25 protein-coding genes are annotated in these 23737 nt (G+C 73.3%); 11 read left to right on the plus strand and 14 right to left on the minus strand.

The annotated features are described in order from the left end of the window. The first annotated feature begins 105 nt into the window (after positions 1-105). Positions 106-936: a Rossmann-fold NAD(P)-binding domain-containing protein gene (locus ACYVLJ_RS29070; RefSeq protein ID WP_460441059.1), complete on the plus strand. Its 831-nt coding sequence runs from the start codon at positions 106-108 to the stop codon at positions 934-936. A gap of 16 nt (positions 937-952) precedes the next feature. Here ACYVLJ_RS29070 and ACYVLJ_RS29075 read toward each other — a convergent pair whose 3' ends face one another. Both ACYVLJ_RS29075 and ACYVLJ_RS29080 read right to left on the minus strand, forming a co-directional pair. Next, on the minus strand, positions 953-2392 hold the full coding sequence (locus ACYVLJ_RS29075) for an LCP family protein (RefSeq protein WP_460441060.1): 1440 nt from the start codon (positions 2390-2392) through the stop codon (positions 953-955). Positions 2393-2429: 37 nt separating this feature from the next. Beyond that, a complete protein-coding gene (locus tag ACYVLJ_RS29080) occupies positions 2430-3974 on the minus strand; it encodes an LCP family protein (protein WP_460441061.1) in 1545 nt (514 codons plus the stop codon). Between the two features lie 138 nt (positions 3975-4112). Here ACYVLJ_RS29080 and rfbB point away from each other — a divergent pair, with 138 nt between their 5' ends. Then, complete coding sequence (gene rfbB / locus ACYVLJ_RS29085) at positions 4113-5102, plus strand: dTDP-glucose 4,6-dehydratase (RefSeq protein WP_451977353.1); 990 nt, start codon at positions 4113-4115, stop codon at positions 5100-5102. Positions 5103-5106: 4 nt separating this feature from the next. Next, complete coding sequence (gene rfbD, locus ACYVLJ_RS29090) at positions 5107-6012, plus strand: SDR family oxidoreductase (RefSeq protein ID WP_460441062.1); 906 nt, start codon at positions 5107-5109, stop codon at positions 6010-6012. Here the strand turns inward: rfbD and ACYVLJ_RS29095 are convergent. Genes ACYVLJ_RS29095 through ACYVLJ_RS29105 form a run of 3 tightly spaced genes read right to left on the minus strand, consistent with a single transcriptional unit; the run spans position 5998 to position 10543 of the window. After that, positions 5998-7083: a glycosyltransferase family 4 protein gene (locus tag ACYVLJ_RS29095; protein WP_460441063.1), complete on the minus strand. Its 1086-nt coding sequence runs from the start codon at positions 7081-7083 to the stop codon at positions 5998-6000. The two genes, rfbD and ACYVLJ_RS29095, sit on opposite strands and share 15 nt — an antisense overlap. Next, entirely contained in the window at positions 7076-9577 is a 2502-nt protein-coding gene (locus tag ACYVLJ_RS29100) for a glycosyltransferase (RefSeq protein ID WP_460441064.1), read from the minus strand. Before ACYVLJ_RS29100 ends, ACYVLJ_RS29095 begins: the two co-directional genes overlap by 8 nt. Before the next feature lie 30 nt (positions 9578-9607). Then, positions 9608-10543 carry a glycosyltransferase family 2 protein gene (locus ACYVLJ_RS29105; RefSeq protein ID WP_451977339.1) on the minus strand — a complete coding sequence of 312 codons (936 nt, stop codon included), beginning with the start codon at positions 10541-10543 and terminating at the stop codon, positions 9608-9610. 9 nt (positions 10544-10552) lie between these two features. Here ACYVLJ_RS29105 and ACYVLJ_RS29110 point away from each other — a divergent pair, with 9 nt between their 5' ends. From ACYVLJ_RS29110 to ACYVLJ_RS29120, 3 genes are all read left to right on the plus strand, one after another. Beyond that, positions 10553-11629, plus strand: a complete 1077-nt coding sequence (locus ACYVLJ_RS29110) for a glycosyltransferase family 4 protein (RefSeq protein ID WP_460441065.1) — start codon at positions 10553-10555, stop codon at positions 11627-11629. A 53-nt stretch (positions 11630-11682) separates the two neighbouring features. Then, on the plus strand, positions 11683-12831 hold the full coding sequence (locus ACYVLJ_RS29115; RefSeq protein ID WP_451977333.1) for a glycosyltransferase family 4 protein: 1149 nt from the start codon (positions 11683-11685) through the stop codon (positions 12829-12831). Between the two features lie 117 nt (positions 12832-12948). After that, positions 12949-13809 (plus strand): glycosyltransferase family 2 protein, encoded by an 861-nt coding sequence (locus ACYVLJ_RS29120; RefSeq protein WP_451977330.1) that lies wholly within the window; start codon positions 12949-12951, stop codon positions 13807-13809. Here the strand turns inward: ACYVLJ_RS29120 and ACYVLJ_RS29125 are convergent. After that, a complete protein-coding gene (locus tag ACYVLJ_RS29125; RefSeq protein WP_451977327.1) occupies positions 13806-14258 on the minus strand; it encodes a hypothetical protein in 453 nt (150 codons plus the stop codon). The genes ACYVLJ_RS29120 and ACYVLJ_RS29125 overlap by 4 nt on opposite strands. A 142-nt stretch (positions 14259-14400) precedes the next feature. Between ACYVLJ_RS29125 and manB the strand changes: the two genes are divergently transcribed. Continuing rightward, positions 14401-15480 (plus strand): mannose-1-phosphate guanylyltransferase, encoded by a 1080-nt coding sequence (gene manB / locus ACYVLJ_RS29130; RefSeq protein ID WP_460441066.1) that lies wholly within the window; start codon positions 14401-14403, stop codon positions 15478-15480. 2 nt (positions 15481-15482) lie between these two features. Beyond that, entirely contained in the window at positions 15483-16379 is an 897-nt protein-coding gene (locus tag ACYVLJ_RS29135; protein ID WP_451977324.1) for a DNA-3-methyladenine glycosylase family protein, read from the plus strand. Between the two features lie 5 nt (positions 16380-16384). On the opposite strand, the gene ACYVLJ_RS29140 is transcribed toward ACYVLJ_RS29135, so the two are convergent. The 7 genes from ACYVLJ_RS29140 to ACYVLJ_RS29170 are packed head-to-tail and all read right to left on the minus strand — an operon-like array spanning position 16385 to position 21089. Further along, the gene (locus ACYVLJ_RS29140; RefSeq protein WP_460441067.1) at positions 16385-16642 is read right to left on the minus strand and encodes a hypothetical protein; all 258 of its coding nucleotides are present in this window, start codon (positions 16640-16642) and stop codon (positions 16385-16387) included. Beyond that, entirely contained in the window at positions 16639-17001 is a 363-nt protein-coding gene (locus tag ACYVLJ_RS29145) for a GntR family transcriptional regulator (RefSeq protein ID WP_451977318.1), read from the minus strand. The genes ACYVLJ_RS29140 and ACYVLJ_RS29145 overlap by 4 nt, the downstream gene beginning before the upstream one ends. After that, entirely contained in the window at positions 16998-17453 is a 456-nt protein-coding gene (locus tag ACYVLJ_RS29150) for a hypothetical protein (protein ID WP_460441068.1), read from the minus strand. The genes ACYVLJ_RS29145 and ACYVLJ_RS29150 overlap by 4 nt, the downstream gene beginning before the upstream one ends. Before the next feature lie 25 nt (positions 17454-17478). After that, on the minus strand, positions 17479-18024 hold the full coding sequence (locus ACYVLJ_RS29155; RefSeq protein WP_451977312.1) for an NUDIX hydrolase: 546 nt from the start codon (positions 18022-18024) through the stop codon (positions 17479-17481). After that, positions 18021-19415 (minus strand): coenzyme F420-0:L-glutamate ligase, encoded by a 1395-nt coding sequence (locus tag ACYVLJ_RS29160; RefSeq protein ID WP_460441069.1) that lies wholly within the window; start codon positions 19413-19415, stop codon positions 18021-18023. The genes ACYVLJ_RS29155 and ACYVLJ_RS29160 overlap by 4 nt, the downstream gene beginning before the upstream one ends. Then, entirely contained in the window at positions 19351-20340 is a 990-nt protein-coding gene (cofD, locus tag ACYVLJ_RS29165; protein WP_460441070.1) for a CofD/YvcK family protein, read from the minus strand. The genes ACYVLJ_RS29160 and cofD overlap by 65 nt, the downstream gene beginning before the upstream one ends. Then, the gene (locus ACYVLJ_RS29170; RefSeq protein WP_460441071.1) at positions 20337-21089 is read right to left on the minus strand and encodes a GNAT family N-acetyltransferase; all 753 of its coding nucleotides are present in this window, start codon (positions 21087-21089) and stop codon (positions 20337-20339) included. Before ACYVLJ_RS29170 ends, cofD begins: the two co-directional genes overlap by 4 nt. Positions 21090-21146: 57 nt before the next feature. Here ACYVLJ_RS29170 and ACYVLJ_RS29175 point away from each other — a divergent pair, with 57 nt between their 5' ends. The 3 genes from ACYVLJ_RS29175 (at position 21147) to dapC (ending at position 22840) form a co-directional block, all read left to right on the plus strand. Further along, on the plus strand, positions 21147-21320 hold the full coding sequence (locus ACYVLJ_RS29175; protein WP_451977300.1) for a hypothetical protein: 174 nt from the start codon (positions 21147-21149) through the stop codon (positions 21318-21320). Positions 21321-21431: 111 nt separating this feature from the next. After that, a complete protein-coding gene (gene fdxA, locus ACYVLJ_RS29180) occupies positions 21432-21752 on the plus strand; it encodes a ferredoxin (protein ID WP_086680320.1) in 321 nt (106 codons plus the stop codon). Then, on the plus strand, positions 21749-22840 hold the full coding sequence (gene dapC / locus ACYVLJ_RS29185) for a succinyldiaminopimelate transaminase (RefSeq protein ID WP_451977298.1): 1092 nt from the start codon (positions 21749-21751) through the stop codon (positions 22838-22840). The genes fdxA and dapC overlap by 4 nt, the downstream gene beginning before the upstream one ends. Here the strand turns inward: dapC and ACYVLJ_RS29190 are convergent. Continuing rightward, a complete protein-coding gene (locus ACYVLJ_RS29190; protein ID WP_460441072.1) occupies positions 22837-23694 on the minus strand; it encodes a ketopantoate reductase family protein in 858 nt (285 codons plus the stop codon). The two genes, dapC and ACYVLJ_RS29190, sit on opposite strands and share 4 nt — an antisense overlap. Positions 23695-23737 lie beyond the last annotated feature (43 nt).

Consider the following 23737-nt stretch of genomic DNA (forward strand, 5'->3'; position numbering starts at 1 on the left):
AAAAGCCTAAAGCGCGGACCACGCGGTTCGCCGGTTGACACGGCTTCGCCGGGCTGAGTAGCTTTGTTTTGCAAGCAAAGCTATTTGGGAAGCTGGGGAGCCCTCATGACCATTCTCGTCACCGGTGCCCGCGGGCACGTCGGGCGCGCGGTGCTCGACGCGCTCGTCGCCGCAGGTCAGGACGTTCGCGCGTCCTCCCGCGACGCCACCACGCTCGACGTGCCGACCGCCAAGGTGAGCGCGGACCTGGAGGATCCGTCCACACTGGACGCCGCGCTCGACGGCGTCTCGGCGGTGTTCCTGTACACGCGGCCGTCGGGGATCGAGGCCTTCGTGAAGGCGGCGGAGGCGGCCGGCGTGCGGCACGTCGTGCAACTGTCCTCGGGCGCGATCCTCGAGCCTGGGTCCGCGCAGAGCCGCGTCGCGGCGCTGCACCACGCGGTGGAACAGGCCCTGGTCGCGGCGCCGTTCGGGGAGACGCGGCTCAACCCCGGCGCGTTCGCCACGAACGTCCTGGGCTGGCGCGCGGACATCGCCGACGGCGTCGTGCGCACGGCCTACCCGGACTCGCGGGTCGGCGCCATCCACGAGCAGGACATCGGCGACGTCGCCGCGAGGATCCTCATCGACGGCTCGTACCAGGGAGCGGCCCTGCGGCTCAGCGGTCCGGCGCCGATCACGTTCCGGGAGCAGGCGGCGGTGCTCGCCGACGTCCTCGGCAGGCCGCTGCCGGTCGAGGAGCTGACGCCGGAGCAGGCCGCCGAGCGGATGGTCGCGCTGGGTTGGCCGCCCGAGGTCCCGCCGGAGATCCTGCGTGCCTGGGCGCGGACGCTGGACGAGCCCTCGGAGGTGACGGACGTGGTCCGCGAGGTGACCGGCAACGCGCCGCGCACGTTCCGGCAGTGGGCGGAGGACCACCGCGCCGACTTCGCCTGAGGGCGGGTTGGCAGAGCTAGTTGACGCAGGGGACGCCGTCGGAGGCTTGGGTCAGCGGTGCCGCGGCGGGGGCTGGGGGCAGGCGCGCGGCGGCGAGGTCCGGGGGCAGCGCTGCCGCGGCGGGGGCTGGGGACTGCGGCGCGCCCTCGGGAGCTGGGCGCAGGAGTGCGGCGGCGGGGGCCGGGGGCAGCAGTGCGGCGGCGGGGGCCGCCCCGCTGCCCGAGCCGCCGCCCGTGGGGGTCGAGCCGGGTGCCTTGGCCGCCGCGGGGGCCGGGCGTCCGGCGAGGCCCGCCACGAACTCGCGGACCGCCTGCGGGTCGACCTGCACGATGCTCTGGCCGTCGGGGCTGCGGCCGTTGGCCGTGAGGACCGGGATCGTCGCGAACGTCAGGTTGCCCGACGCGATGCCCTTCGCCTGCTGCGCGAACTGCAGCAGGTCGAGCCCCGGGTCGAGGACCAGCGAGCGGTGCACCGCGTCCATCAGGTTGTTCAGCGTGCCCGGGCTGGTCAGCGTGCCCGCCGAGAGCACCTGGTGCAGCGCCGAGGACAGGAACGCCTGCTGCCGCACGATCCGGTCGAGGTCGCCGCGCGGCAGGTTCTTGCGCTGGCGGACGAAGGAAAGCGCTTCGCCGCCGGAGACCGTCTGCTCGCCGCGGCGGAAGTCCGCGCCCGAGTCCTTGTCCTCGGTCGCGTGGTTCAGGCAGACCCGGACGCCGCCGAGGGCCTCGGTGAGCAGGTAGAAGCCCAGCAGGTTGATCTCGGCGTAGTGGTCGACGCGCACCTGCGTCAGGTCCTGCACGGCCTGCACCAGCACGCGGCGGCCCTCGGTGTCCGAGTCGCGTTCGATCTTCGCCTGGTCGTGCTCGCCCTGCGCGCGCAGCTCCTGGGCGAAGTGCGCCTTCGCGATGCCGTACGCCGAGTTGATCTTCGCCTCGCCGCGGCCCGGGATGTTCGTCCACGTGTCGCGCGGGACCGAGACCGCCGACGGCTTCCCGCCGTTCTTCGGCACCCGCAGCAGGATCACGGTGTCGGTGTTCACCGCGCCGTTGTTGGCCTCGGTGCGCAGTTCCTTGAGAACGCGCAGCGGGAGCGGGTTGCCCTGGGCGTCCGTCCGCGCGTCGCTGCCGACGAGCAGGATGTCGTCCGCGCCGTCGTCGGCCGGCGGCGGCGCGGGCTCGCCGGCGCGCGGCGTGAGCGCGTCTGTCGTCGGGACAGTGCTCTGCAGCTGGTCCTTCGTGACGTACGCGTAGCCGCTGACGCCGAGCGCGAGCAGCGAAACGAGACCGACCGCCACCCGGCGGGTCACCTTCCCGGCTCGCCCCGCCCGCGACGGCGGCGCCACTGCGACCTCCGGAGCGGCGTCCCGCGGGAACGGCGACGGCTTCCACTCGGGACCGTCGTCGCGCTGCGTCACCGGCTGCGCGTCCGGCTCCGGTTCTACCTGCTCGTCTGCCACCCTGGCTCGCTCCCCCCGACCACCCTGCGTACGCAGTCTAGTTGACGCAGGGAACGTCGCCCGCGGTGATCGGCGGCGCGGCGGGGGTGGCGGTCGCGGTCGCCGTCGGCGTCGGCGTCGGCGTGGCCGGCGGCTTCGCGGCCGACGTCGACGGCGCGCCCCCGGAACCGGCGGCCGAGCTGCGGAAGTCCTTGCCCAGCAGCACGCGCACGTGGCCGGCCGTGACGTCGCGGTCCGGCTCGGCCTGGACCGTCGTGCCGAGGGCCTGCTTGACCAGTTCCAGCGCGGTCTCGTCGGCCGGGTTGTAGCGGACGACCGTGGTGGTGCGGGTGCTCAGCTTCTGGTCGGCGGCGAGCTTGAAGCCCTTGCCCTGGAGCGTCGCGTGCGTCTGGCCGGCCAGGGACGGCGAGCCGGAGCCGTCGAACAGCTCGACCGTGACGGCGTTCGCGCCCGGCAGCTGCGCGGGCGTCGGCGCGGTGGAGGTGCCGCCGTCGGCGGTCAGGCGGGTCACCTCGGCCTGGACCGCGGCCGGGTCGACGCGCAGCACGTCGGCGCCGCCGATCACCGCGTTGCCCAGCGTCGGGATGGTGTGGAACTCGATGTTGCCGCCGGTCAGGCCGCGCATCTGCTCGGCGAACTCCGTCAGGTCCCAGCCCTGCGACACCACGACGGACTTCTTCACCGCGGCCACCAGGTCGGCGATCTTGCCCGGGCTGGTGAGCACGTCGGTGGAGATGACCTTGCGGGCCAGCCCGGAGAGGAACGCCTGCTGGCGCGCGATCCGGTCGAGGTCGTAGTTCGGCAGGCCGTAGCGCTGGCGGACGAACGCGAGCGCCTGCACGCCCTCGATCGTCTGGCGCCCGCCCGGCAGGTCCACGCCGGACTTCGCTTCCTTGACCGGGCCGTTCAGGCAGACCTCGACGCCGCCGATCGACTTGGTGATCTCGTAGAAGCTCGCCAGGTTGACCTCGGCGTAGCGGTCGATCATGCCGGGCTTGCCGATGAACTTCTCGATCGTGGCGATCAGGTTCTTCCGCCCGGCGACCTTCGCCTGCGCGTCGGCTTCCTTGAGATCGGTCATTCCCTGGCGCTGTAACGTTTTGTAAGTGTCCGTGTACGCGTAGACGAACGCGCTGTTGAGCTTGTGCTTGCCGTAGCCGCCGGCGAGCTCCACCCAGGAGTCGCGGGGGAACGAGATCGCGATCGCGTGCTGCCCGTTCTGGGGGATGTGCACGAGGATCATCGTGTCGGTGTTCAGCTCGCCGTCGGAGACGCCGGCGTGCAGCATGTCCAGCACCTCGCGGGGCAGCGGGTTGCCCTGCGCGTCGGTGCGGCTGTCCTGGCCGACCAGGAGGATGTCGATCGCGCCGTCGAGCGGCTTCGCGTGCGCCTCGGTGTCGGCGAAGACGTTCGTGGTGGTCAGGCCGCTGTTCGGGTCGCCGATGTAGTTCCAGCCGTACCAGGTCAGGGCCAGGATCGCGACCGAGAGCAGGGACACGACGACCTTGCCGCCGCGGCGTGCGAAGACGCCGACGCCGTGACTGCGCCGTGCCGGGACGGGCGGCGCCGGCCATTCGGTCACGCGCTTCCTCCCCTGTGAACCCCGTGCTTCCCCCAGGGCACGAACGTGCCTCTCGGCGAGACTCTACTGAGGGTGTTGTGGGGCCTCCGTAGGCTGGGGGCCGATTGCCCCGGTCGGGGCCGAAGGAAAGGCGGGAAGATGCGGGTCCTGGTCACCGGTGGTGCCGGCTTCATCGGGTCGCACTACGTCCGGCAGGTGCTCGGCGGCGCCTACCCGGCGCTGCGCGACGCCGAGGTGGTGGTGCTGGACAAACTCACCTACGCCGGCAACGAGGCCAACCTGGCCCCGGTCGCCGCCGACCCGCGGTTGCGGTTCGTCCGCGGCGACATCTGCGACGGGCGGAAGGTCGCCGACGTCATGCGCGGTGTCGACCTGGTCGTGCACTTCGCCGCCGAGTCCCATGTGGACCGCTCGATCCTCGGTGCCGCCGACTTCGTGCTGACGAACGTGCTCGGCACGCAGAACCTGCTGCAGGCGGCCCTGGACGCGGGCGTCTCGAAGTTCGTCCACGTGTCCACGGACGAGGTGTACGGCTCGATCGAGACCGGCTCGTGGACCGAAGACCACGTGCTGGAGCCGAACTCGCCGTACTCGGCGTCGAAGGCGTCCTCCGACCTGGTGGCGCGGTCCTTCTTCCGGACGCACGGGCTGCCGGTGTGCGTCACCCGGTGCTCCAACAACTACGGTCCGTACCAGTTCCCCGAGAAGGTCATCCCGCTGTTCGTCACGAACCTGCTCGACGGGCGGCCGGTGCCGCTGTACGGCGACGGGCTCAACGTCCGTGACTGGCTGCACGTGGACGACCACTGCCACGGCATCCAGCTGGTCGCCGACCACGGGCGGCCGGGCGAGATCTACAACATCGGCGGCGGCGTCGAGCTGACCAACCGCGAGCTGACGGAGAAGCTGCTCGCCGCGCTCGGTGCGGGCTGGGACAGCGTCGAACCGGTCGAGGACCGCAAGGGCCACGACCGCCGGTACTCGGTGGACATCACGAAGATCAGCGAAGAGCTGGGGTACGCTCCGCGGGTGTCCTTCGAGGACGGTCTGGCCGCGACAGTGGCCTGGTACACGGACAATCGCGCGTGGTGGGAGCCCCTGGCGGAGCGGGCCGCGCTCAAGAAGTGAGGATGTGCTCGTGCGGCTGACGGTGCTCGTGCCCGGCGGTTCCGGACAGCTCGGCCGCGACCTGGCCGCGCTGGCGTCCCCCTCGGTGGACGTGGTGGCGCCGGGTTCCGCGGAGCTCGACGTGACGGCGACGGGCCAGGTCCTCGCGGCGGTCGGCGCGCTGGCGGACCGCGCCCGCGAGACGGGCTCGGCCCCGGTGGTGATCAACGCGGCGGCGTACACGGCGGTCGACAAGGCCGAGACGGACGAGGAGCGCGCGTTCGCGGTGAACGCGGACGGGCCCCGGGTGCTGGCCGCGGCGTGCGCGTCCCGCCGCGTGCCGCTGATCCACGTGTCGACGGACTACGTCTTTTCCGGCGACGCCTCGACGCCGTACGAGCCGGCCGACGAGCTGGGACCGCGCTCGGCGTACGGCCGCACGAAGGCGGCGGGCGAGGACGCGGTGCTCGGGTCGGGCGCGTCGTCGTGGGTCGTACGGACGGGGTGGCTGTACGGGCATTCGGGTTCGAACTTCGTGAAGACCATGGCCCGGCTGGAGTCCGCGCGCCCGGAACTGTCCGTTGTGGACGACCAGGTGGGCGGTCCCACGTGGACGGCCGACCTGGCGGCGGGCCTGCTGGAGCTGGCATCCCGCGCGGCGGGCGGCGACGGCCCGGAGCGGCGCACCCTGCACTGCACGAACGCGGGCTCGGTGAGCTGGTGCGGTTTCGCCAAGGCGATCTTCTCGCGCCTGGGGGCGGATCCCGCACGGGTGCACCCGTGCACGTCGGCGGAGTACCCGCAGGCGGCGACTCGGCCGGCGTACTCGGTGCTGTCGCCGGCGTCGTGGCAGGAAGCCTGGCTGACCCCGCTGCGGCCGTGGGAAGAGGCTTTGGACGCTTACTTCGCGGCAGGCTCAGTGACGGCCTGAGGCCAGCCGGTAGGCGCCGACCGTCAGTTCGGCGCACGTGCGCCACGTGAAGTTGGCCGCGTGTGCACGGCGGGCCGAAGACGTCGCCACCGCGTGGGGGTCCGTCACCGCCGTTCGCAGCGCCTCCGCCAGGCCGTCCACGTCGCCGTACGGGACCAGGCTCGCGCAGTCGCCCGCCACTTCGCGCAGGGCCGGGATGTCCGTGCAGACCACCGGGACGTCCGAGGCCATCGCCTCCAGCACCGGCAGCCCGAAACCCTCGTCGCGGGAGGGCAGCACCAGGGCCGACGCGCCCGCCACCACCGTGCGCAGGTCCACATCGGACAGATAGCCGGTCTGGGACGTGCGGGACGAGCGCGGGAACGGGCCCGGGCCGGCGAACACCAGGTCCGGCAGGTCCGGCGCCGCCTCGTGGGCGCGGGTCAGCCAGTCCAGGCCCTTGCGCGGGCCGGCCGCGCCCGCGAACAACAGGTACCGCGAAGGCAGGCCAAGACGCGCCCGGCGCTCGTCGTCCGGGGGACGTGCCGTGAACCAGGCCGGGTTGACGCCCAGCGGCGTGACCACGATCTTGTCGCGCGACACGTCCAGGCGCTCCGCCACCGAGTCGGCCACCGCCGCCGTCGGCGTGCAGATCACGTTGGCGCGGTGGGCGCCGCGGCGGACCAGTGCCGGCAGGCCGCGGTCGCTCGGCGCCAGCTCCGCGGGATTGTCCAAAAAGGCCAGGTCGTGGATCGTCACCACGCCCGCGGCGCGCACCCGGCCCGGCAGCACGAAGTTCGTGCCGTGCACGACGTCCGTCGGACCCGCGAACAGCTCCACCGGCGGGAAGTCCGAGCGCAGCCAGGCCGCCCGCAGCAACCGCGCCGAAACCGGCATCCCGCGGGCCCGCGCGCCGTACGGCAGCACGTGCCGCAGCCGCCGCCAGCCGCGCAGCGTGAACGCCACCGCGCGCGTGTCCACCTCGGGGATCGACACCAGCTCTTCGCTCAGCGCGGCGGTGTACCGGCCGATCCCGGTGCGGGCGCCGAGCAGCGGAGTGCCGTCGAGGAGGACGCTCAGGGACCTAGCCACGGCGCAGCCGTTGCTTCGCGACCTTCAGGACCCGCCCGCCGACGCGCCGCGCCAGCTCCGTCGCCCCGCCGGCCGCAAGGTACTCCCGGACCAGGTCGGCGTCGCGGCGCAGCATCTCGCGGCCGCGCACCGGCGCCGTCTTGGTCAGGTCCGCCGATCCGGGCAGCCGGTCGGCCGCCGGGCGCGGGTCGCGGCAGAACTCCACCAGCGGCTTCAGCGCCTCCGGCCAGGTGTACCGCTGCGCGACGACGGCGATCCGCTCGACGCAGCCCGCCGCGAATTCCTCGTCGTACAAGCACTTCTCGAGCGCTTCGGCCAGCGCGGACGCATCCTCGGCCGGGACGACGACGCCGAGCCGTTCGGCCCGCACGAGGTCGGCGAACGAGTCGCCGTCGGTGGTGACGATCGGCAGCCCGGCCCACAGGTAGTCGAGGACGCGGGTGCGGAACGCGAACGTCGTCTCGACGTGCTCGTAGTGCGTCGTGACGCCGCAGTTCGCGTCCAGCAGCCAGTTCTGGCGCTCGTGGTAGGGCACCCACTGCTCGTTGAAGTAGACGTGCTTCCCGGTGAGCCCCAGCGAATCCGCCAGCCGGATCGTCCGCGTGCCGATGTCCATCTCGGCGACCTCGGGGTTCGGGTGCTTCATGCCGAGGAACACCAGCCGGACGTCGCCGCGGCGGCGGCGCAGCTCGTCGATCGCGCGGACCAGCGTCAGCGGGTCGAACCAGCTGTACACCCCGCCGGCCCAGAGGACGACGTGGTCGGTGCCGCCGATGCCGAGCGACGACCGCAGGCCTGGCCCGGTGCGCACCGGCGCCTGCGGCGACAGTCCGAAGGGGACGACCGCGAGCAGCGACTGCGTGGTCGGGTCGGCGTCGTAGAGCCGCGGGGACAACCGGCCCAGCGCGGCGAGGTGGCCGAGCCACAGGTGCCGCTGCCGCTCGGACGCGCACAGGAAGAAGTCGCCGCGTTCGATCTGCGCGTCCAGCACGCGGGTGACGCCCGCGAGGTCGGCCGCGCGCCGGTCGTCGGCGATGCCCTTGCCCTGCTCCAGCAGCTCCAGGTGCATCGGGTCGTAGAGGTCGGCGACGACGATCTTGCCGCTGTGCTCCTTCTTCAGCGACGGCGCGAGTTCCAGCACGTGGCCCTGCAGCACGACGACGTCGGCCCAGGCGATCGGCGCCTCGAGCTCGCGGTGCTTGCCGGCGCTGACGCGGAACGGCGCGGGCGGCGGCGTCGCGAGCGGGTTGGTGGTGATCAGGTGGACGTCGTGCTCGGCGGCGAGCGCCAGCGCGATGTTCCAGGCGCGGATCGCCGGGCCGGCCATCCGCTCGGTGAGCGCGTCGCCGGTGATCACGAGGATCTTGCGCCGCTGCCCGAACGCCTGCTCGATGCCGAACGCCTCGACGAGGATCTCGTGCGCGGCGAGGTAGCGCGGCAACGGGTAGGCGGGCTCCAAAGCCTTGCGCAGCAAGGGAAGCAGGTCGGCGTCGGTGCGGACGCGGGCGGCCTGCTCGACCGCCCGGGACGCGCCCAGCGAGGGCAGCTGCTCGACGAACTGGTCGATCGCCAGGAGCCCGGCGAGCGTGGTTCGCGGGATCGCGACGTCCCCGGACTCGATCGGCCCGACGCCCCGCTCGAGGTCCAGCTGGGTCGCGTCCAGCTCGCCGCGCGCGGTGGCGCGCCGGACGGCGAGCGCGAGCGCCGCGGGCAGCGCGCGGGCCAGGGTCTCGTCGGAGAGGTTCTTGTACATCGCCGCGAGCGCGTTGCGCTCCAGGAGGAAGGTCTCGCGGCCGGTTTCCGGCGCGTCGACGGCGCCCATCGTGCCGTGGTGGCGGTGGTACGTCAGCGACTCCGGGACGTACCGGACGCGCCAGCCGCGCAGGTTCAGCCGCCAGCCGAGGTCGACGTCCTCGTAGAACATGAAGAATCGCTCGTCGAAGCCGCCCAGCTCGGCGAACACGCCGGCCCGGACGAACATCGCGGAGCCCGTGCCGAACAGGACGTCCTTCGCGACCTCGTGCTCGGCGGCCGGGACGTCGGCCAGCGGCGAGCCCGCGTGGCGCTTGTAACCCATGCCGAACCAGGTCAGGCCGCCGTCGACGAAGTCGGTGCCGGTGCCGTCCCAGTCGACGACCTTGCTGGCCACGGCGGCGACGCGCGGCTGCGCGCGCAGCTCGGCGACGGCGGTGGAGACCCAGCCGGGCGCCGGGCGGGCGTCGTTGTTGAGGAACCCGAGGACGGTGCCGTTCGCGTGCTTCGCGCCGAGGTTGCAACCGCCCGCGAAGCCGGTGTTGCGGCCGGCCTCGACCACGGTGGCCCCGGGCACGGCTTCGCGGATGCGCGCGGCTTCGTCGGAGTTGTCGACGCAGATCAGCTCGAGCTCGGGGTAGTCGTGCTCGGCGAGCGCGCGCAGGCAGGCGATCGTGTCTTCGGCGCCGCGGTAGTTCACCACGATCACCGAGACGAGCGGTTGCGGTTCCCCCTGCGCCAAAGCCAGCTCCTTCGTCGGGTGAGCGCCAGCTTAAAGGCCAGCCCAAGCCTCCCAGACCGCGCCTCGGCTCAGCGCGGCCGCACGGCCGATCGCGCGGCGGGCCAGGAGCGTCGCCGGCAGCCGCGTGATCACCTCGGCCAGGACGCGGCAGCGCAGGCCGAACCGGAAGTTCGCCGCCCGGGGGCGCCCGGGCCGCAGGGGCAGTACCGCTGTCAACACGGCGAACCTCAGCAGCTGGTTCACCGCGACTTCGCGGGGCGCGCAGCGCAGCAGCATGAGCAGCCGGTTGCGCTCGTTCCAGCGGTGGAACAGCGGCGAGCCCAGCTCGCTGCTGACGCCGTGGGCGTGCCGGACGCGCGCCTCGGGCGCCGCGACGACGTCCCACCCGGCCAGCCGCAGCCGCCACGCCGTGTCGGTGTCCTCGTAGTAGCAGAAGAACCCGGCCGGGACGCCGTGGACGCTCTCGAGCGCGTCGGTGCGCAGCAGGGCCGCGCCACCGCAGAAGCCGAACACCTCGTCCGCCGGGGTGGTGAGGTCGGCGCCGTGGCCGTCGGCGGTGAGCCGCACGCCGGCGGACTGCGTGCCGCCGCCGGGCCGCACGAGCAGCGACGTCACCGCGGCGGCCAACGGCGCCTTTTCCAGGGTGTCTTCGAGCGTCGCGAGCCAGTCCGGCTCGGGCTCGGCGTCGTCGTTCAGCCACGCCATCAGCGGGGTTCCGACGCGCCGGACGGCGACGGCGAGCGCGCCCGCGTACCCCGCGTTGCGGGGGAGGCGAAGTACTTGCGGACGCGAAGGATGGGCCGCGAGCAGGGCGGCGGTGCCGTCGTCGGAGGCGTTGTCCACCACGAGCGTCCGATGTGGACGCGTCTGCGCGGCGAGCGCGTCGAGGCAGGCGGTGACGTGCCCGGCACCCCGCCAGGTCACGACGACCACCGTGGTGGCGGGATTCGCGGTCACGTCCCGCACAATAGCCGCGTGCCCGAACTGGTCGTGCTCGCCGAGCAGCTCCTCGCGCCCGTGCCCGGAGGCACCGGGCGCTACACGGCCGAGCTGCTCCCCGCCCTCGCGCGGACCGCGCCGCCGGGCTGGACGGTCTCCAGCGTGGTCGCGCGGCACGCCGACGTGCGCGCGGCCGAGCTCGAGGGCGTCGAAGGCCCGCGGGTGCTGCGGATCCCGCCGCGGGTGCTGGTCGGCGCGTGGCAGCTGGGGATCCCCTGGTGGCCGGGCGGCGACGCGGTGCACGCGCCGACGCCGTTCGCGCCCCCGCGCGCCCCGGCCGGGAAGACGGTGAGCGTCACCGTGCACGACACCGTGCCCTGGACCCACCCCGAGACGCTCACCGCGCGCGGCGTCAGCTGGCACCGGTCGATGATCGCGCGGGCGGCGCGGTCGTCGACCGGGCTGGTCGTGCCGACTCGGGCCGTCGCGGACGAGCTGGCGGTGCTGGTCGACGTCGGCGTCCCGGTGCACGTGGTGCCGCACGGCGTGCGGGTCCCCGAGGGGGCCGCCGAGCTGGACCTGCCTGCGCGGTACGTGCTGGCCGTCGGGACGATCGAGCCGCGCAAGGGCATCGACGTGCTGGTCGACGCGGTCGCGGCGCTGGACGGCGTGGTGCTGGTGCTGGCCGGCCAGCCGGGCTGGGGCGGCGTCGACCCGGCCGCGCTGGCGCGGGAACGCGGCCTGCCCGCGGACCGGCTGCGGGTGCTGGGGAAGGTGCCGGACGCCGAGCTGGCGACCGCGTTGCGCCGGGCGAGCGTGCTGGCCGTGCCGAGCCTCGCCGAGGGCTTCGGGCTGGGCCTGCTGGAGGCGATGGCGGCGGGCGTCCCGGTGGTGCACACGGACGTCCCGGCGCTGGCCGAGGTAGCGGGCGGCGCGGGCCGGATGGTGCCGCGCGGCGACGCGGCAGCGCTGGCCACGGCGTTACGCGAAGTGCTGGGTTCACCGTCTGTGGCCGACGACCTCGCCCGATCGGGGAGGGAACGAGCCCGCACGTTCACGTGGCGTAGGGCGGCGGAAGCCGTCTGGGCGATCCACACCCGCGCACACGGCTGACGTGTTTGCCAGTTCCCCACCATGACACCGGGTCACCGCCGTACCCTGCAGGGGTGAGCGAAGACCCCCGGGTTCTGATCGACGCGACCGCGGTTCCCGCGGACCGCGGCGGGGTCGGCCGGTACGTGGATTCGCTCGTCGCCGCCCTGGACGCCGACGGGGCGCGCGTCACCGTCGTCTGCCAGCCCCGGGACCTGCGGCTTTACGATCGGCTGGCACCGCACTCACGCATCGTGCCCGCCTCGCCGTCGACGACCACCCGGACCGCGCGCCTGACCTGGGAACAGGCGACGCTGCCGAGACTGGTGCGCCGGCTCGGCGCGGACGTCGTCCACTCGCCGCACTACACGATGCCGCTGGCCACGTCGGCGGCATCGGTCGTCACGCTGCACGACGCGACGTTCTTCACCGACGCGGTCCTGCACTCTTCGGTGAAGGCCCGCTTCTTCCGCGCGTGGACGGCGACGGCCCTGCGCCGCGCGACGTTGTGCGTGGTCCCCTCGGCGGCGACGGCCGCGGAGCTGACCCGCGTCGGCCAGGTGCGGCACGCTTCGCTGGAAGTCATTCACCACGGCGTCGACAGCGAGCGCTTCCACCCGCCGTCGCCCTCGGAAGTCGCCGCCGCCCGAGCGGCGGTGGGGCTGGGCCGGACCCCGTACGTGGCGTTCTTGGGCGCGCTGGAGCCGCGCAAGAACGTGCCGGCGTTGATCCGCGGCTTCGCGCGGGCGGTGGCCGGGCAGCGCGACGCGCCGGCGTTGGTGCTGGCCGGCCAGCCGGGCTGGGACACGCAGGTGGAACGGGCCCTGGACGCCGTGCCGCACCGGCTGCGGGTGATCCGGGCAGGATATCTGCCCTTCGGCACCCTGGCCGGCTTTCTCGGCGGGGCTTCGCTGGTGGCGTACCCGTCGCTGGGCGAGGGGTTCGGGCTCCCGGTGCTGGAGGCCATGGCGTGCGGCGCGTGCGTGCTGACGACGCGCCGGCTGTCCCTGCCGGAGGTGGGCGGCGACGCGGTGGCGTACTGCGGCGTGGGCGCGGGCGACGTGGCGGCGGCGATCTCCGAGCTGCTGGCGGACCCGGGCCGCCGAGCCGAGCTGGCCACGGCGGCCCAGCAGCGCGCGAAGGAGTTCTCCTGGGCGACGACCGCGGAACGGCACCGCGAGGCGTACGCCAAGGCTTGGTCCCGCCACCTCCGCACCCGCTGACCCGTCCTCAGAGAGTCGACACACGTGATTGAAGGGTCGACACGGCGGCATTGGCCCTTTCCGTCACGCGCTGCGGGGCGGCGGGGTTGCGCTGGGTGATGAGTGGACAATGGCCGGGTGACTGAGCACTCCCGCTATGGCGACGAAGTCGGCGTCGTGACCGTGACCTACTTCTCCGAGGACACCATCGAGCGGTTCCTCGACACCCTCGAGAAGGCCACCGAGCGCGAGCTCAAGGTGGTCGTCGCGGACAACGCGTCCGTCGAGGGTGCCCTCGAGAAGGCCACCGCCCACCGCAAGAACGTCCAGCTGCTCGCCATGGGGGAGAACCTCGGCTACGGGACCGCCGCCAACCGGGGCGTCGCCGAGCTGGACGACCGGTACGGCTGGGTCGTCGTCGTCAACCCGGACCTCGAGTGGGAGCCCGGGTCGCTCGACGCCCTGCTCGAGGTCGCGCGGCGGTGGCCGCGCGGGGGTGCCTTCGGGCCGCTGATCCACGATCTCGAGGGGGTCGTCTACCCCTCGGCGCGGCTGCTGCCCTCCTTCGGCCGGGGCATCGGGCACGCCCTCTTCGGGAAGGTCTGGCCCGGCAACCCCTGGACGAAGCAGTACCGGCAGGAGACCGGCACGCCGGTCGAGCGCACCTCGGGCTGGCTGTCCGGGTCGTGCCAGCTGTTCCGGCGGGAGGCGTTCGACTCCGTCGGCGGCTTCGACACGAGCTACTTCATGTACTTCGAGGACGTCGACCTCGGCGACCGGCTCGCGAAGGCCGGCTGGCTGAACGTCTACGCCCCGTCCTCGAGCGTCGTCCACGAAGGCGGGCACTCGACGTCGCAGGCGTCGAAGAAGATGCTCAAGGCCCACCACGCCAGCGCGTACCGCTACCTCGCCGACCGCCACCCCGGCCTCGTCTGGAAGCCGGTCCTGGCCGCCGCGAAGCTCGGCCTCGCCGTGCGGCTGAAGCTCGAGACGCGCTAGATCCCGTCGAGCCGGCGCGAAAGGTCGGACTTGCCGTTGGTCTGCGTCACCGTCGGCACCAGGCCGGTGTCCTCCGGGTCCGGCTCCTTCAGCGGGCTCGTGATCGGCTCGGCCTGGGGCCGGCGGGCCAGCGGCGTGTGCATCGGGGTCGTGGGCGTCGGCGTGCTCAGCGGGGTCGTCGGCTGCGCGCGGCGGCCACCCTGGGTCTCCATCCGCCGCGTCGGCGCCGAGCCCGCGAGCGGGTGGTCGTTCTCCTCGATCAGCGACGCCGGCAGCTGCGTGGTCGTGTCGGGGTCGCGGCTGCGGTCGAGGCCGTCGATCTGCGCGCGCGGGATCTGCTGCGTGTTCGACGAGTCCATCGGCGACGTGGCTCTGTCGGGTGTCACCACGAACACACCGCGCGCTTGGGCTCGTGCGAGCAGGGCGTCCGCCCGATCGCGGGGGTCCATCCCCTCGGCCTCCCGACTGACCCGGGGGCCCTCTGGGGAAAGGCCCGCCTGTTTCCTGTCTAGGGTAGGCCCTCCGGGCGACCTCCGTCAGGGTTTCCCGCGGCTTGTCGCTCAGCGGTGCGTGATACAAGAGGAGATTTCCGTGACGTCCGAGGTCGAGATCGACGCCGTCGTGCTGGTCGGAGGCAAGGGCACGCGCCTGCGGCCACTGACCCTTTCGGCACCGAAGCCGATGCTCCCGACAGCCGGGACGCCGTACCTGAGCCACTTGTTCTCCCGCATCCGCGAAGCCGGGATCCGGCACGTCGTGCTGGGCACGAGCTACCGTGCGGAGGTGTTCGAGGAGTACTTCGGCGACGGCAAGTCGATCGGTCTGGACCTCGAATACGTCGTCGAAGAGGAGCCGCTCGACACCGCGGGCGCGATCCGGAACGTCTACGACAAGCTGCGTGCGGACCACGTGATCGTCTTCAACGGCGACATCATCTCCGGCTCGGACCTCGGCGAGCAGCTGCGCGTGCACCGCGAGTCGGAGGCCGACGTCACCCTGCACCTGCAGCGCGTGCCCGACCCGAGCAGGTTCGGTTCGGTGCCGACCGACGAGACCGGCCGCGTCCAGGCCTTCCTCGAGAAGACGCCGAACCCGCCGACCGACCAGATCAACGCCGGCTGCTACGTCTTCCGCCGCCCGGTGATCGAGTCGATCCCGACCGGGCGCCGGGTGTCGGTCGAGCGCGAGACGTTCCCTGGGCTGCTGGAGCAGGGCGCGCACATCCAGGGCTTCGTCGACGCGTCGTACTGGCTGGACGTCGGCACGCCGGAGGCGTTCGTGCGCGGCTCCGCCGACCTGGTGCGGGGTGTCGCGCCGACGTCGGCGCTGCCCGGCCGGCCCGGCGACTTCCTGGTGCTCGACGGTGCTTCCGTCGCCGAAGACGCCCAGCTGTCCGGTGGTTCGACCATCGGCGGCGGCGCGGTGGTCGGCTCGGGCGCGAAGATCGACGGCTCGGTGCTGTTCGACGGCGCCGCCGTCTCCGAGGGCGCGATCGTCGAGCGTTCGGTGCTCGGGCACGGCGCGCGCGTCGGTGCCGGTGCGGTGCTGCGCGGGGTCGTGCTGGGCGACGGCGTGTCCGTCGGGGCCGGTTGCGAACTGCTCGACGGCGCCCGGATCTGGCCCGACACCGTGCTTCCCGACGGTTCCGTCCGCTTCTCGAGCGACGCGTAGCGATGTTCTGGCGCCCCGCGTTCGAAGTCGACCCAGGCCGTGTCCTGAGTCCGCTGAGGCGCGGCCGCGGGTCGCTCAACATCCTCGACGACGAACGCGGCATCACCTGGCTCGCGTCGAACACCCCGGACGGCCCGGGCACCCTCGCGCTGCGCCGCCTGACCGACGGCCGCTTCGAGGCGGCGGCCTGGGGCGCCGGCGCGGACCGGCTGCTCAGTGGCGTCCCGGCCCTGCTCGGCGCGGAGGACGACGACTCGGAGTTCGTCGCGCACCACGACGTCGTCGCGCGCGCCCGGCGGGAGAACCCCGGGCTGCGGCTCGGCGCGACGGGCGTGGTGTGGGACTGGCTGGTGCTCGCGGTGCTGGAGCAGAAGGTGACGGGCAAGGAGGCGATCCGGTCGTGGGCCGAGCTGTGCCGCCGCTTCGGCGAGCGGGCGCCCGGGCCCGGGCCGGACCGCCTGCGCGTCCCGCCGACGCCGGTGGCGCTGCGGTCGCTGCCGGACTGGCACTGGCACCGCGCGGGCGTCGACATCAAGCGCCGGACCACGCTGATCAACGCGGCGCGTGTCGCCCGGCACCTGGAGCGGGCGGTCGAGCTGGGCGGGATCGCCGGGCGGCACCTGCTGCGGACCGTGCCCGGCATCGGCGTGTGGACGGCGGCGGAGGTCGCGCAACGCGCCTGGGGCGACCCGGACGCGGTCAGCTTCGGCGACTACAACATCCCGTCGATGGTCGGGAACGCCGTGCTCGGCGTGAAACTCGACGACGTCGGGATGGCGGAGGTGCTGACGCCGTACGCCCCGCAGCGGCAGCGGGCGGTGCGGTACCTGGAGGCGGCCGGCCACCGCCGGCCCCGCTTCGGACCGCGGATCGAGCTGCGCGACTACCGCGCCATGTGACCTTGCTACTGAGCCGGGGGATACCCGCCGGGCGGCGGGTACGGCGGCTGCTGACCCGGGTAAGGCTGCTGCTGGCCCGAGTAGGGCTGCTGCGGCGGATAGCCCGGCTGCTGGGGCGGGTAACCGGGTTGCTGGGGCGGGTATCCCGGGTGCTGCTGCGGCGGGTACGGCGGCTGCTTCGGCTTGGCGTTGATCGCGATGACCACCACCGTCACCAGGCCCCCGACGACCAGCAGCAGGATCAACAGCACCAGCACACTCACGAGTCACCCTCCAGGGCAGCGCGGACGATCGACAGGGCCTCCGCGTCGGACAGGCCCAGTTTGCGGGTGGTCTTCGCGTATTCCGCCGCCGCCTGCTGGGCGCGGCCGCGGCTCTGGTCGCCCGAGGCCGCGACGAAGCTGCCCGCCCGGCCGCGCGTCTCGATCAGCCCGGCTTCCTCCAGCTCGCGGTACGCGCGGGCGACCGTGTTCGGGGCGATGCCGAGGTCGGCCGCCAGCTGCCGGACCGTGGGCAGCTTGGTGCCCACGGCCAGGCTCCGGTCGTTGATCCGCGTCGCGAACCCGGACCGGACCTGCTCGTACGGCGGCACCGGCGAGCTGCTGTCGAAGGGGACGATCACCAGCTCTGCGGTCCCGCTCCCGGCCCCGGCGGCCGTTGCCCGTACGGCCCCTGCGGCAACGGCTGCGAAGGCGGGTACCCCGGCTGCTGCGGAACCGGCTGGGACGGCGGGAACCCGGCCTGCGGCGGGGCGAAGCCGGGCTGCGGCGGATAACCCTGCTGCGGCGCGGGGAACCCGCCCGACGCCGGTTGCGGGAATCCGCCCGACGGCGCCGGGAAGCCTTGCTGCGGCGGGAAACCTTGCTGCGGCGGGAAGTTCTGCTGGGCGGGCGGGAACTGCCCGCCGTTCTTCATCGCCTGTTCGCGGCGCATCTTCGACACCCGCACCGCGACCACGACGATGAACACGATGATCGCCAGGACCAGCAGGCCCAGGACGACGTAGCCGAACGCGCCGCCGCCGCTGCCGCCGCCGGAATGGAAATGCACCCGCTCGGGGAACTGCGTAGCCATGGGTCCTCCCTCTCCGCGCCCCAGGCTAGTGCCCGGCACCGACAGGAACGGCCGCTTTCACCAGATCGGCGAGATCTTCGGAGCCCGCCGGGAGCGCGTCCGCCGGCCACCACCGCAGGTCGTCGGACTCCTCGCTGCGGACCGGCGAAGCCCCCGGCGGCGCGTGCACGGCGAACCGGACGTCGAAGTGCCGCGTGGGCACGCCCAGCGAGCACGTGATCGGGTGGACGTCGAGGTGCACCGGCTCGGCGGAGATCCGCAGCCCGGCGATGCCGGACTCCTCGGTGGCCTCCCGCAGGGCGGCGCCGGCCAGTGAGACGTCCGACGGCTCGCAGTGGCCGCCGAGCTGCAGCCACCGCCCGACCCGCGGGTGCAGCGTCAGCAGCACCCGGGTGCCGGTGTGGTCCAGGACCACGGCCGACGCCGTCAGGTGCCCGGCCGCGCACGACCGCCGGCACGAGTCGTCGCGCGCCGCGAGGAACCCGAGGAACGCCTGGCGCAGCGACTCCTGGGACGCGAGATCGGGCCGCCACGAACCCAGCGTCGCGACGGCGTCTTCGTGCAGGCTCACAGTTCCAGGAGTCCTTCCCCGGGCGTGATCGGCCCGCGCGGGCCGGGGTCGTCCAGCGGCACGCCGATCGCGACCGAGCCGAGCGGCTGCCAGCGTTCGTCGAGGCCGAGGACGTCCCGGACGAGGTCGGCGGCGAAGATCGTCGACCCGATCCAGCACGAGCCGAGCCCTTCGGCGGCCAGCGAAACCAGCAGGCCCTGCACCGCGGCACCGCCGGCGACGGTGAACATGGTCTTCTCGCAGTCGTTGCGGCGCTCGTCGCGGTAGGTGTGCGCGCCGTCCGGGACCAGGAACGGGATGACGACTTCCGGGGCCCGGTAAAGGATGTCGCCGCGGCTGAGCCGCTTCGCGATCTGCTCCTCGGTGAACCCGTCGCCGGACAGGTCGGCCCGCCACGACTCGCGCATCGCGTCGAGCAGCTGCTTGCGCGTGCCGCCGTCGCGCAGCCAGACGAACCGGACGGGGTGGGTGTGGTGCGGCGCGGGCGCGGTCAGCGCGGACGCCACCGCGCGCCGCATCGCCGCGGGGTCCACCGGCTCGTCGGCGAACTGCCGCACCGAGCGCCGCGCCGGGACGGCCGCGCGCCGGCCCTGCGCGATGGCTTCGTTGGTGCCCAGCCGGAAGAGGTCCTCGTCGAGCGGGCGCACGAGGTTCCGGGCCGTCGAGCCGTCGTCGAAGATGTCCAGACCACGCACGACGGCGACCGGGGTGCCGCCGAGCTTGCCCTTGACCAGGTCGGCGGCCGCGGCCAGCTCGTCCGCGACCGCGACCTCGGTGACGGCCAGCTCGTTGCCCTGCCCGTCGACCTCGCCGCGGTAGGCGTGCAGCACGCGCAGCCCGGACGAGCCGATCGCGGCGTCGGTCTGCCCGACCCGCCACGCGCGGCCCATCGTGTCCGTGACGACCACGGCGACCTCGACGCCGAGCCGTTCGCGCAGCCCGTTGCGCAGCGCCAGCGCCGACGCGTCCGGGTCGGCCGGCAGCAGCGCGACCTCGTCGCCTTCGACGTTCGACGCGTCGATGCCCGACGCCGCCTGCACGATCCCCAGGTGGTTCTGGGTGATCACCGTGCGCGCGATGCGCGCGACCACCCGGATCGCTTCGCGGTCGACGAGCTTGCGGCGCTCGGCGTCGCGGACCTCGGGGTCCGTCGGTACCTTGACGAGCCTGCCCTCGGCCTTCGAGACGATCTTGCTGGTCACGACCAGGACGTCACCCGAGCGCAGCCAGGGTGCGGCCTTGACGATCGCGCCGGTCAGGTCGTCGCCCGGGCGGAACTCCGGCAGCCCGGTGACGGGCAGGATCTCCAGCTTGGGGGAGGCGTGGTCAGTCAACGGGGGCTCCGGCCAGGTCCAGGGCGGCGCGGGCCATCGCCGCGGTCGCGTCCACATCGGACATCAGCAGCGGCACGTCGCGGACGGTCACGCCCGGCACGTCCGCCGTCTCGCCTTCCGCGATCAGCCAGCCGTCGAGCACGCCGTCGTCCTTGCGCGAGCCGTAGTGCCGGCCCACCGCCTCCGCCGACGTCTCGACGCCGATCGCGGTCAGGCACGCGTCGGCCATCCCGCGCAGCGCCTTGCCGCCGATGATCGGCGACACCCCGACGACGCCCGCGGACGTCTTGCGCAGCGCGTCCCGGACCCCGGGCACGCCCAGCACGGTGCCCACCGAGACGACCGGGTTCGACGGCGCGAACAGGACGGCGTCCGCTCCGGAGATGGCTTCCAGCACCCCCGGCGCGGGCTTGGCCTCTTCGGCGCCGACCGCGACGATCGAGTGCGCCTTCGGCTCGGCGCGGTAGCGCACCCACCACTCCTGGAAGTGGATCGCCTTCTGCTGGCCGTCCTGATCCGGGTCGTCGATCACCACGTGCGTCTCGACGCGGTCGTCCGACATCGGCAGCAGCCGGACGCCGGGCTGCCAGCGGTCGCACAGCGCCTCGGTCACCGCCGAGAGCGGGTAGCCCGCGCGCAGCATCCGCGACCGGATCAGGTGCGTGGCGATGTCCTTGTCGCCGAGCCCGAACCACGACGGCTCGGCGCCGTAGGCGGCCAGCTCGTCCTTGACGACCCAGGTCTCGCCCGAGTGCCCCCAGCCGCGTTCCTTGTCGATCCCGCCGCCGAGGGTGTACATGCAGGTGTCCAGGTCGGGACAGATCCGGAGGCCGTGCATCCAGACGTCGTCGCCGGTGTTGACCAGCGCCGTCACCTCGTGCCCGGACTCCGAAGCACCTTCCGGTGCCATGCCCAGCGCTGCCTTCACACCCAGCAGGAAGCGGGCTCCGCCCACTCCGCCGACCACTACCACGATCTTCACGACGTCGAATCCTCGCACGAGCCGGGTGCGGGCACCCAGTACCGGTATCTGTGGTGCGGGACGTAGCCGAGCCCCGCGTAGAGCGCGAGCGCGCCCGCGTTCCCCTCCGCCACCTGCAACACCGCGTGGTCCGCCCCGTGTTCCGCGCCCCACGTGTGCAGGGCGCCCATCAGCGCGGACGCCAGCCCGCGGCGGCGGAAAGCGGGGTCGACCTCCAGGCGGCCGACGTGCAGCCAGCCGTCCACCAGGGCCCCGCGGACCACCCCGGCGGTGGTGCCGTCGGGCGTCGCGACGCCGTAGCCGACCTTGCCGCCGGTCAGGACGCTGCGCGCGGCCTCGGTGTCCTCGCCGGGCCCGAGCGCCAGCTGCCACCACTCCGGTGTCGGCTCGTCGTGCACCTCGACGCCGTCGGCCGGGGAAGCGCCGGTGAGCGGGGCGGTGAGGACGACGACCTCGTGGCCGCGGTGGTGCCGGGTCGCCTCGGACCAGCCCTCGGCGACGATCGCGCGCTCGTTCGGGCTGTCGCGGATCACCTGCACCATCGGCGGGATCCCCCGATCGTGGGCGAAGTCACACACCGCGCGCAGGGCGTCCGGGACCGGGCGGCCCGCGTCGCCGACCGCGAGCGCGCTGTTGGCGCGCCCGGTGAACCCGCCCGCCCAGCGCAGCCGCCAGTTTCCCAAGGGTTCTTCGACCAGTGGCGGCCATGCTCTGCTGCAGGCGATTTCGAGCGTCTCGGGTGCGTTCACGGTTAGATTGTCCCCAAGGCCGTGAAAGTCGCGGAGCGGATTTCCGAGGAGGTGGCCGTGGGCATCCAGCGCAAGGACGAGCGGCACAACGAGAAGCTCGTCGACGAGATCTCCGAGGGGTTCAACCGCGCCGTGGGGGACAAGAAGGCCGAGGACGAGCCGCCCAAGCCGCGGTTCGTCATCACCGGTGACGCGCGGGCCACCCCGCCGCCGCGCCGCCGGGAGAGGTGACCTCGCCATACCCCGGGTATGGCTAAGGCTTGCCTCACCAACCGATCGGGTGCCGCTGCCGCGTAATGTCGGCACGGACTGGCTGTTTGCAGAGAAAAGCAGGAGTGCGCAGTGACCTACGTGATCGCCGAGCCCTGCGTCGACGTGCTCGACAAGGCGTGTATCGACGAGTGCCCCGTGGACTGCATCTACGAGGGCGAGCGGATGCTGTACATCCACCCGGACGAGTGCGTCGACTGCGGCGCCTGCGAGCCGGTCTGCCCGGTCGAGGCGATCTACTACGAGGACGACGTCCCGGACAACTGGTCGGACTACACCAAGGCCAACGTCGACTTCTTCGACGAGCTGGGCTCGCCCGGCGGCGCCTCCAAGGTGGGCAAGACCGCGCACGACCCGGGCTTCATCAAGGCGCTGCCCCCGCAGGGCGAATGAGCCGGGTTTCGCTGCCCGACTTCCCCTGGGACTCGCTCGCCGAGGTCAAGGCCACGGCGAGCGCCCATCCCGGCGGGGTGGTCGACCTCTCCATCGGCACCCCGGTCGACCCGGTCCCGGCCGGCATCCGCGACGCGCTCGCGTCGGTTTCGGACATCCCCGGGTACCCGACCACGCACGGCATCCCGGCGCTGCGCGCGGCGGCCATCGCCGCGCTCGGCCGCCGGCACGGCGTCACCGGCATCGAGCCGGACGCGGTGCTCCCGACGATCGGGTCGAAGGAGGCCGTGGCCTGGCTGCCGCGGCTGCTCGGCTTCGGTCCCGGTGACCTCGTCGTCATCCCCGAGCTGGCCTACCCGACCTACGAGGTCGGGGCGCTGCTGGCGGGCGCGACGATCCTGCGCGCCGACAGCACGGTCGCGCTCGGCCCGCAGCGCCCGGCGATGATCTGGCTGAACTCGCCGTCCAACCCGACCGGCAAGGTGCTCCCCGCGGAGCACCTGCGCAAGGTCGTGGAGTGGGCCCGCGAGCGTGACGTCGTGGTCGTCTCCGACGAGTGCTACCTGGCGCTCGGCTGGGAGACGGCCCCGCTGTCGATCCTGCACCCCGACGTCTCCGGCGGCCGGACCGACGGCCTGGTCGCGGTGCACTCGCTGTCCAAGTCGGCGAACCTGGCCAGCTACCGCGCGGGGTTCCTGACCGGCGACCCGCGCCTGATCGCGGGTCTGCTCGAGGTCCGCAAGCACGCGGGCATGATCGTGCCGCGCCCGGTCCAGGAGGCGATGGTCGCCGCCCTGACTGACGACGAGGCCCTGACGGCCCAGCGCGAGCGGTACGCACGGCGTCGGCTGGCGCTGCGGAAGGCGTTGCAGGACAACGGGTTCCGCATCGACCACTCCGAGGCCGGGCTGTACCTGTGGGCCACCCGCGACGAAGACGCGTCGACGACCGTGTCCTGGCTCGCCGACCGCGGGATCCTGGTCGCGCCGGGCACGTTCTACGGCCCGACGGGTGGCAGGCACGTCCGGGTCGCGCTCACCGCGACCGACGAGCGCGTGGACGCCGCCGTGGAGCGGCTCACCGCCTAGGCCCGGAGCTGGCCGGCCAGCCGCTCGAGTTCGGCCGCCGCCGCGGGTGAGGTGCTGCTGAGCCCGCTGTGCACGGCCGTCCTGCTCCGCAGGAAGCGTCGGAGCACGGCCACGAGCAGTCCTTCCGGCAGCGTCCGCAAGGCCGCGAACCCGCGCGGGACCGGCGACATCGGCAGCGCGCCCAGGTTCCGCCGCATCCGGTGGAGCATGGCGCGGACCGCGGCCGGGTCGCCGGCCAGGGCCACCGGGCCTCCGGCCGCCGCCACCGCCTGGCCGAGCGGCACCTCGAACGCGGCGTGCGTCTTGAGCCAGGCGTCCATCCGCGGGGTGGCCTTGGCGTTGACCCCGGCGTCGCGGAACGTCCGCACGATCCGGTCCAGCCGCGGCGTCCGCCGGCCGTCGGGTTCGCCGATCGACATCGCGACCAGGCGGGTCAGGGGGCTCGCGGCGCGGTAGCGGACGACGTCGCCGTCCATCGTGCCGCCGTCCGCGGGAAAGCCGAGCAGCACCCGCTCGTGGCCGAGCACCGCGCTCAGCGGTTCCGCGCCGGCCGCCCAGTTGAGCAGGAACAGCACGTCGCCTTCGACGTCGGCGAGGGACTCGAGCACCTCGTCCAGCTGGTGGGCGCGGGTGAAGACGGCGATCAGGTCGTACCCGCCGGCCGGGTGCTCGACCACCGGCACCGGTACCCGCTCGACGACCGGGCTGTCTTCCACGGCGAGCCGCACGCCGTGCCGGCGCAGCGCGGCCAGGCGTTCGCCCCGGGCGAGGAGCGAGACGTCGTGCCCGGCTCGGTGCATGCGGGCGGCGAACAGGCTGCCGGTGACGCCGGCGCCGTACACGAGCAGCTTCATGGCGCTCCTGATCATTCATACGTTTGTTTGAAACAGACGTATG

The organism is Amycolatopsis stemonae (assembly GCF_054781455.1).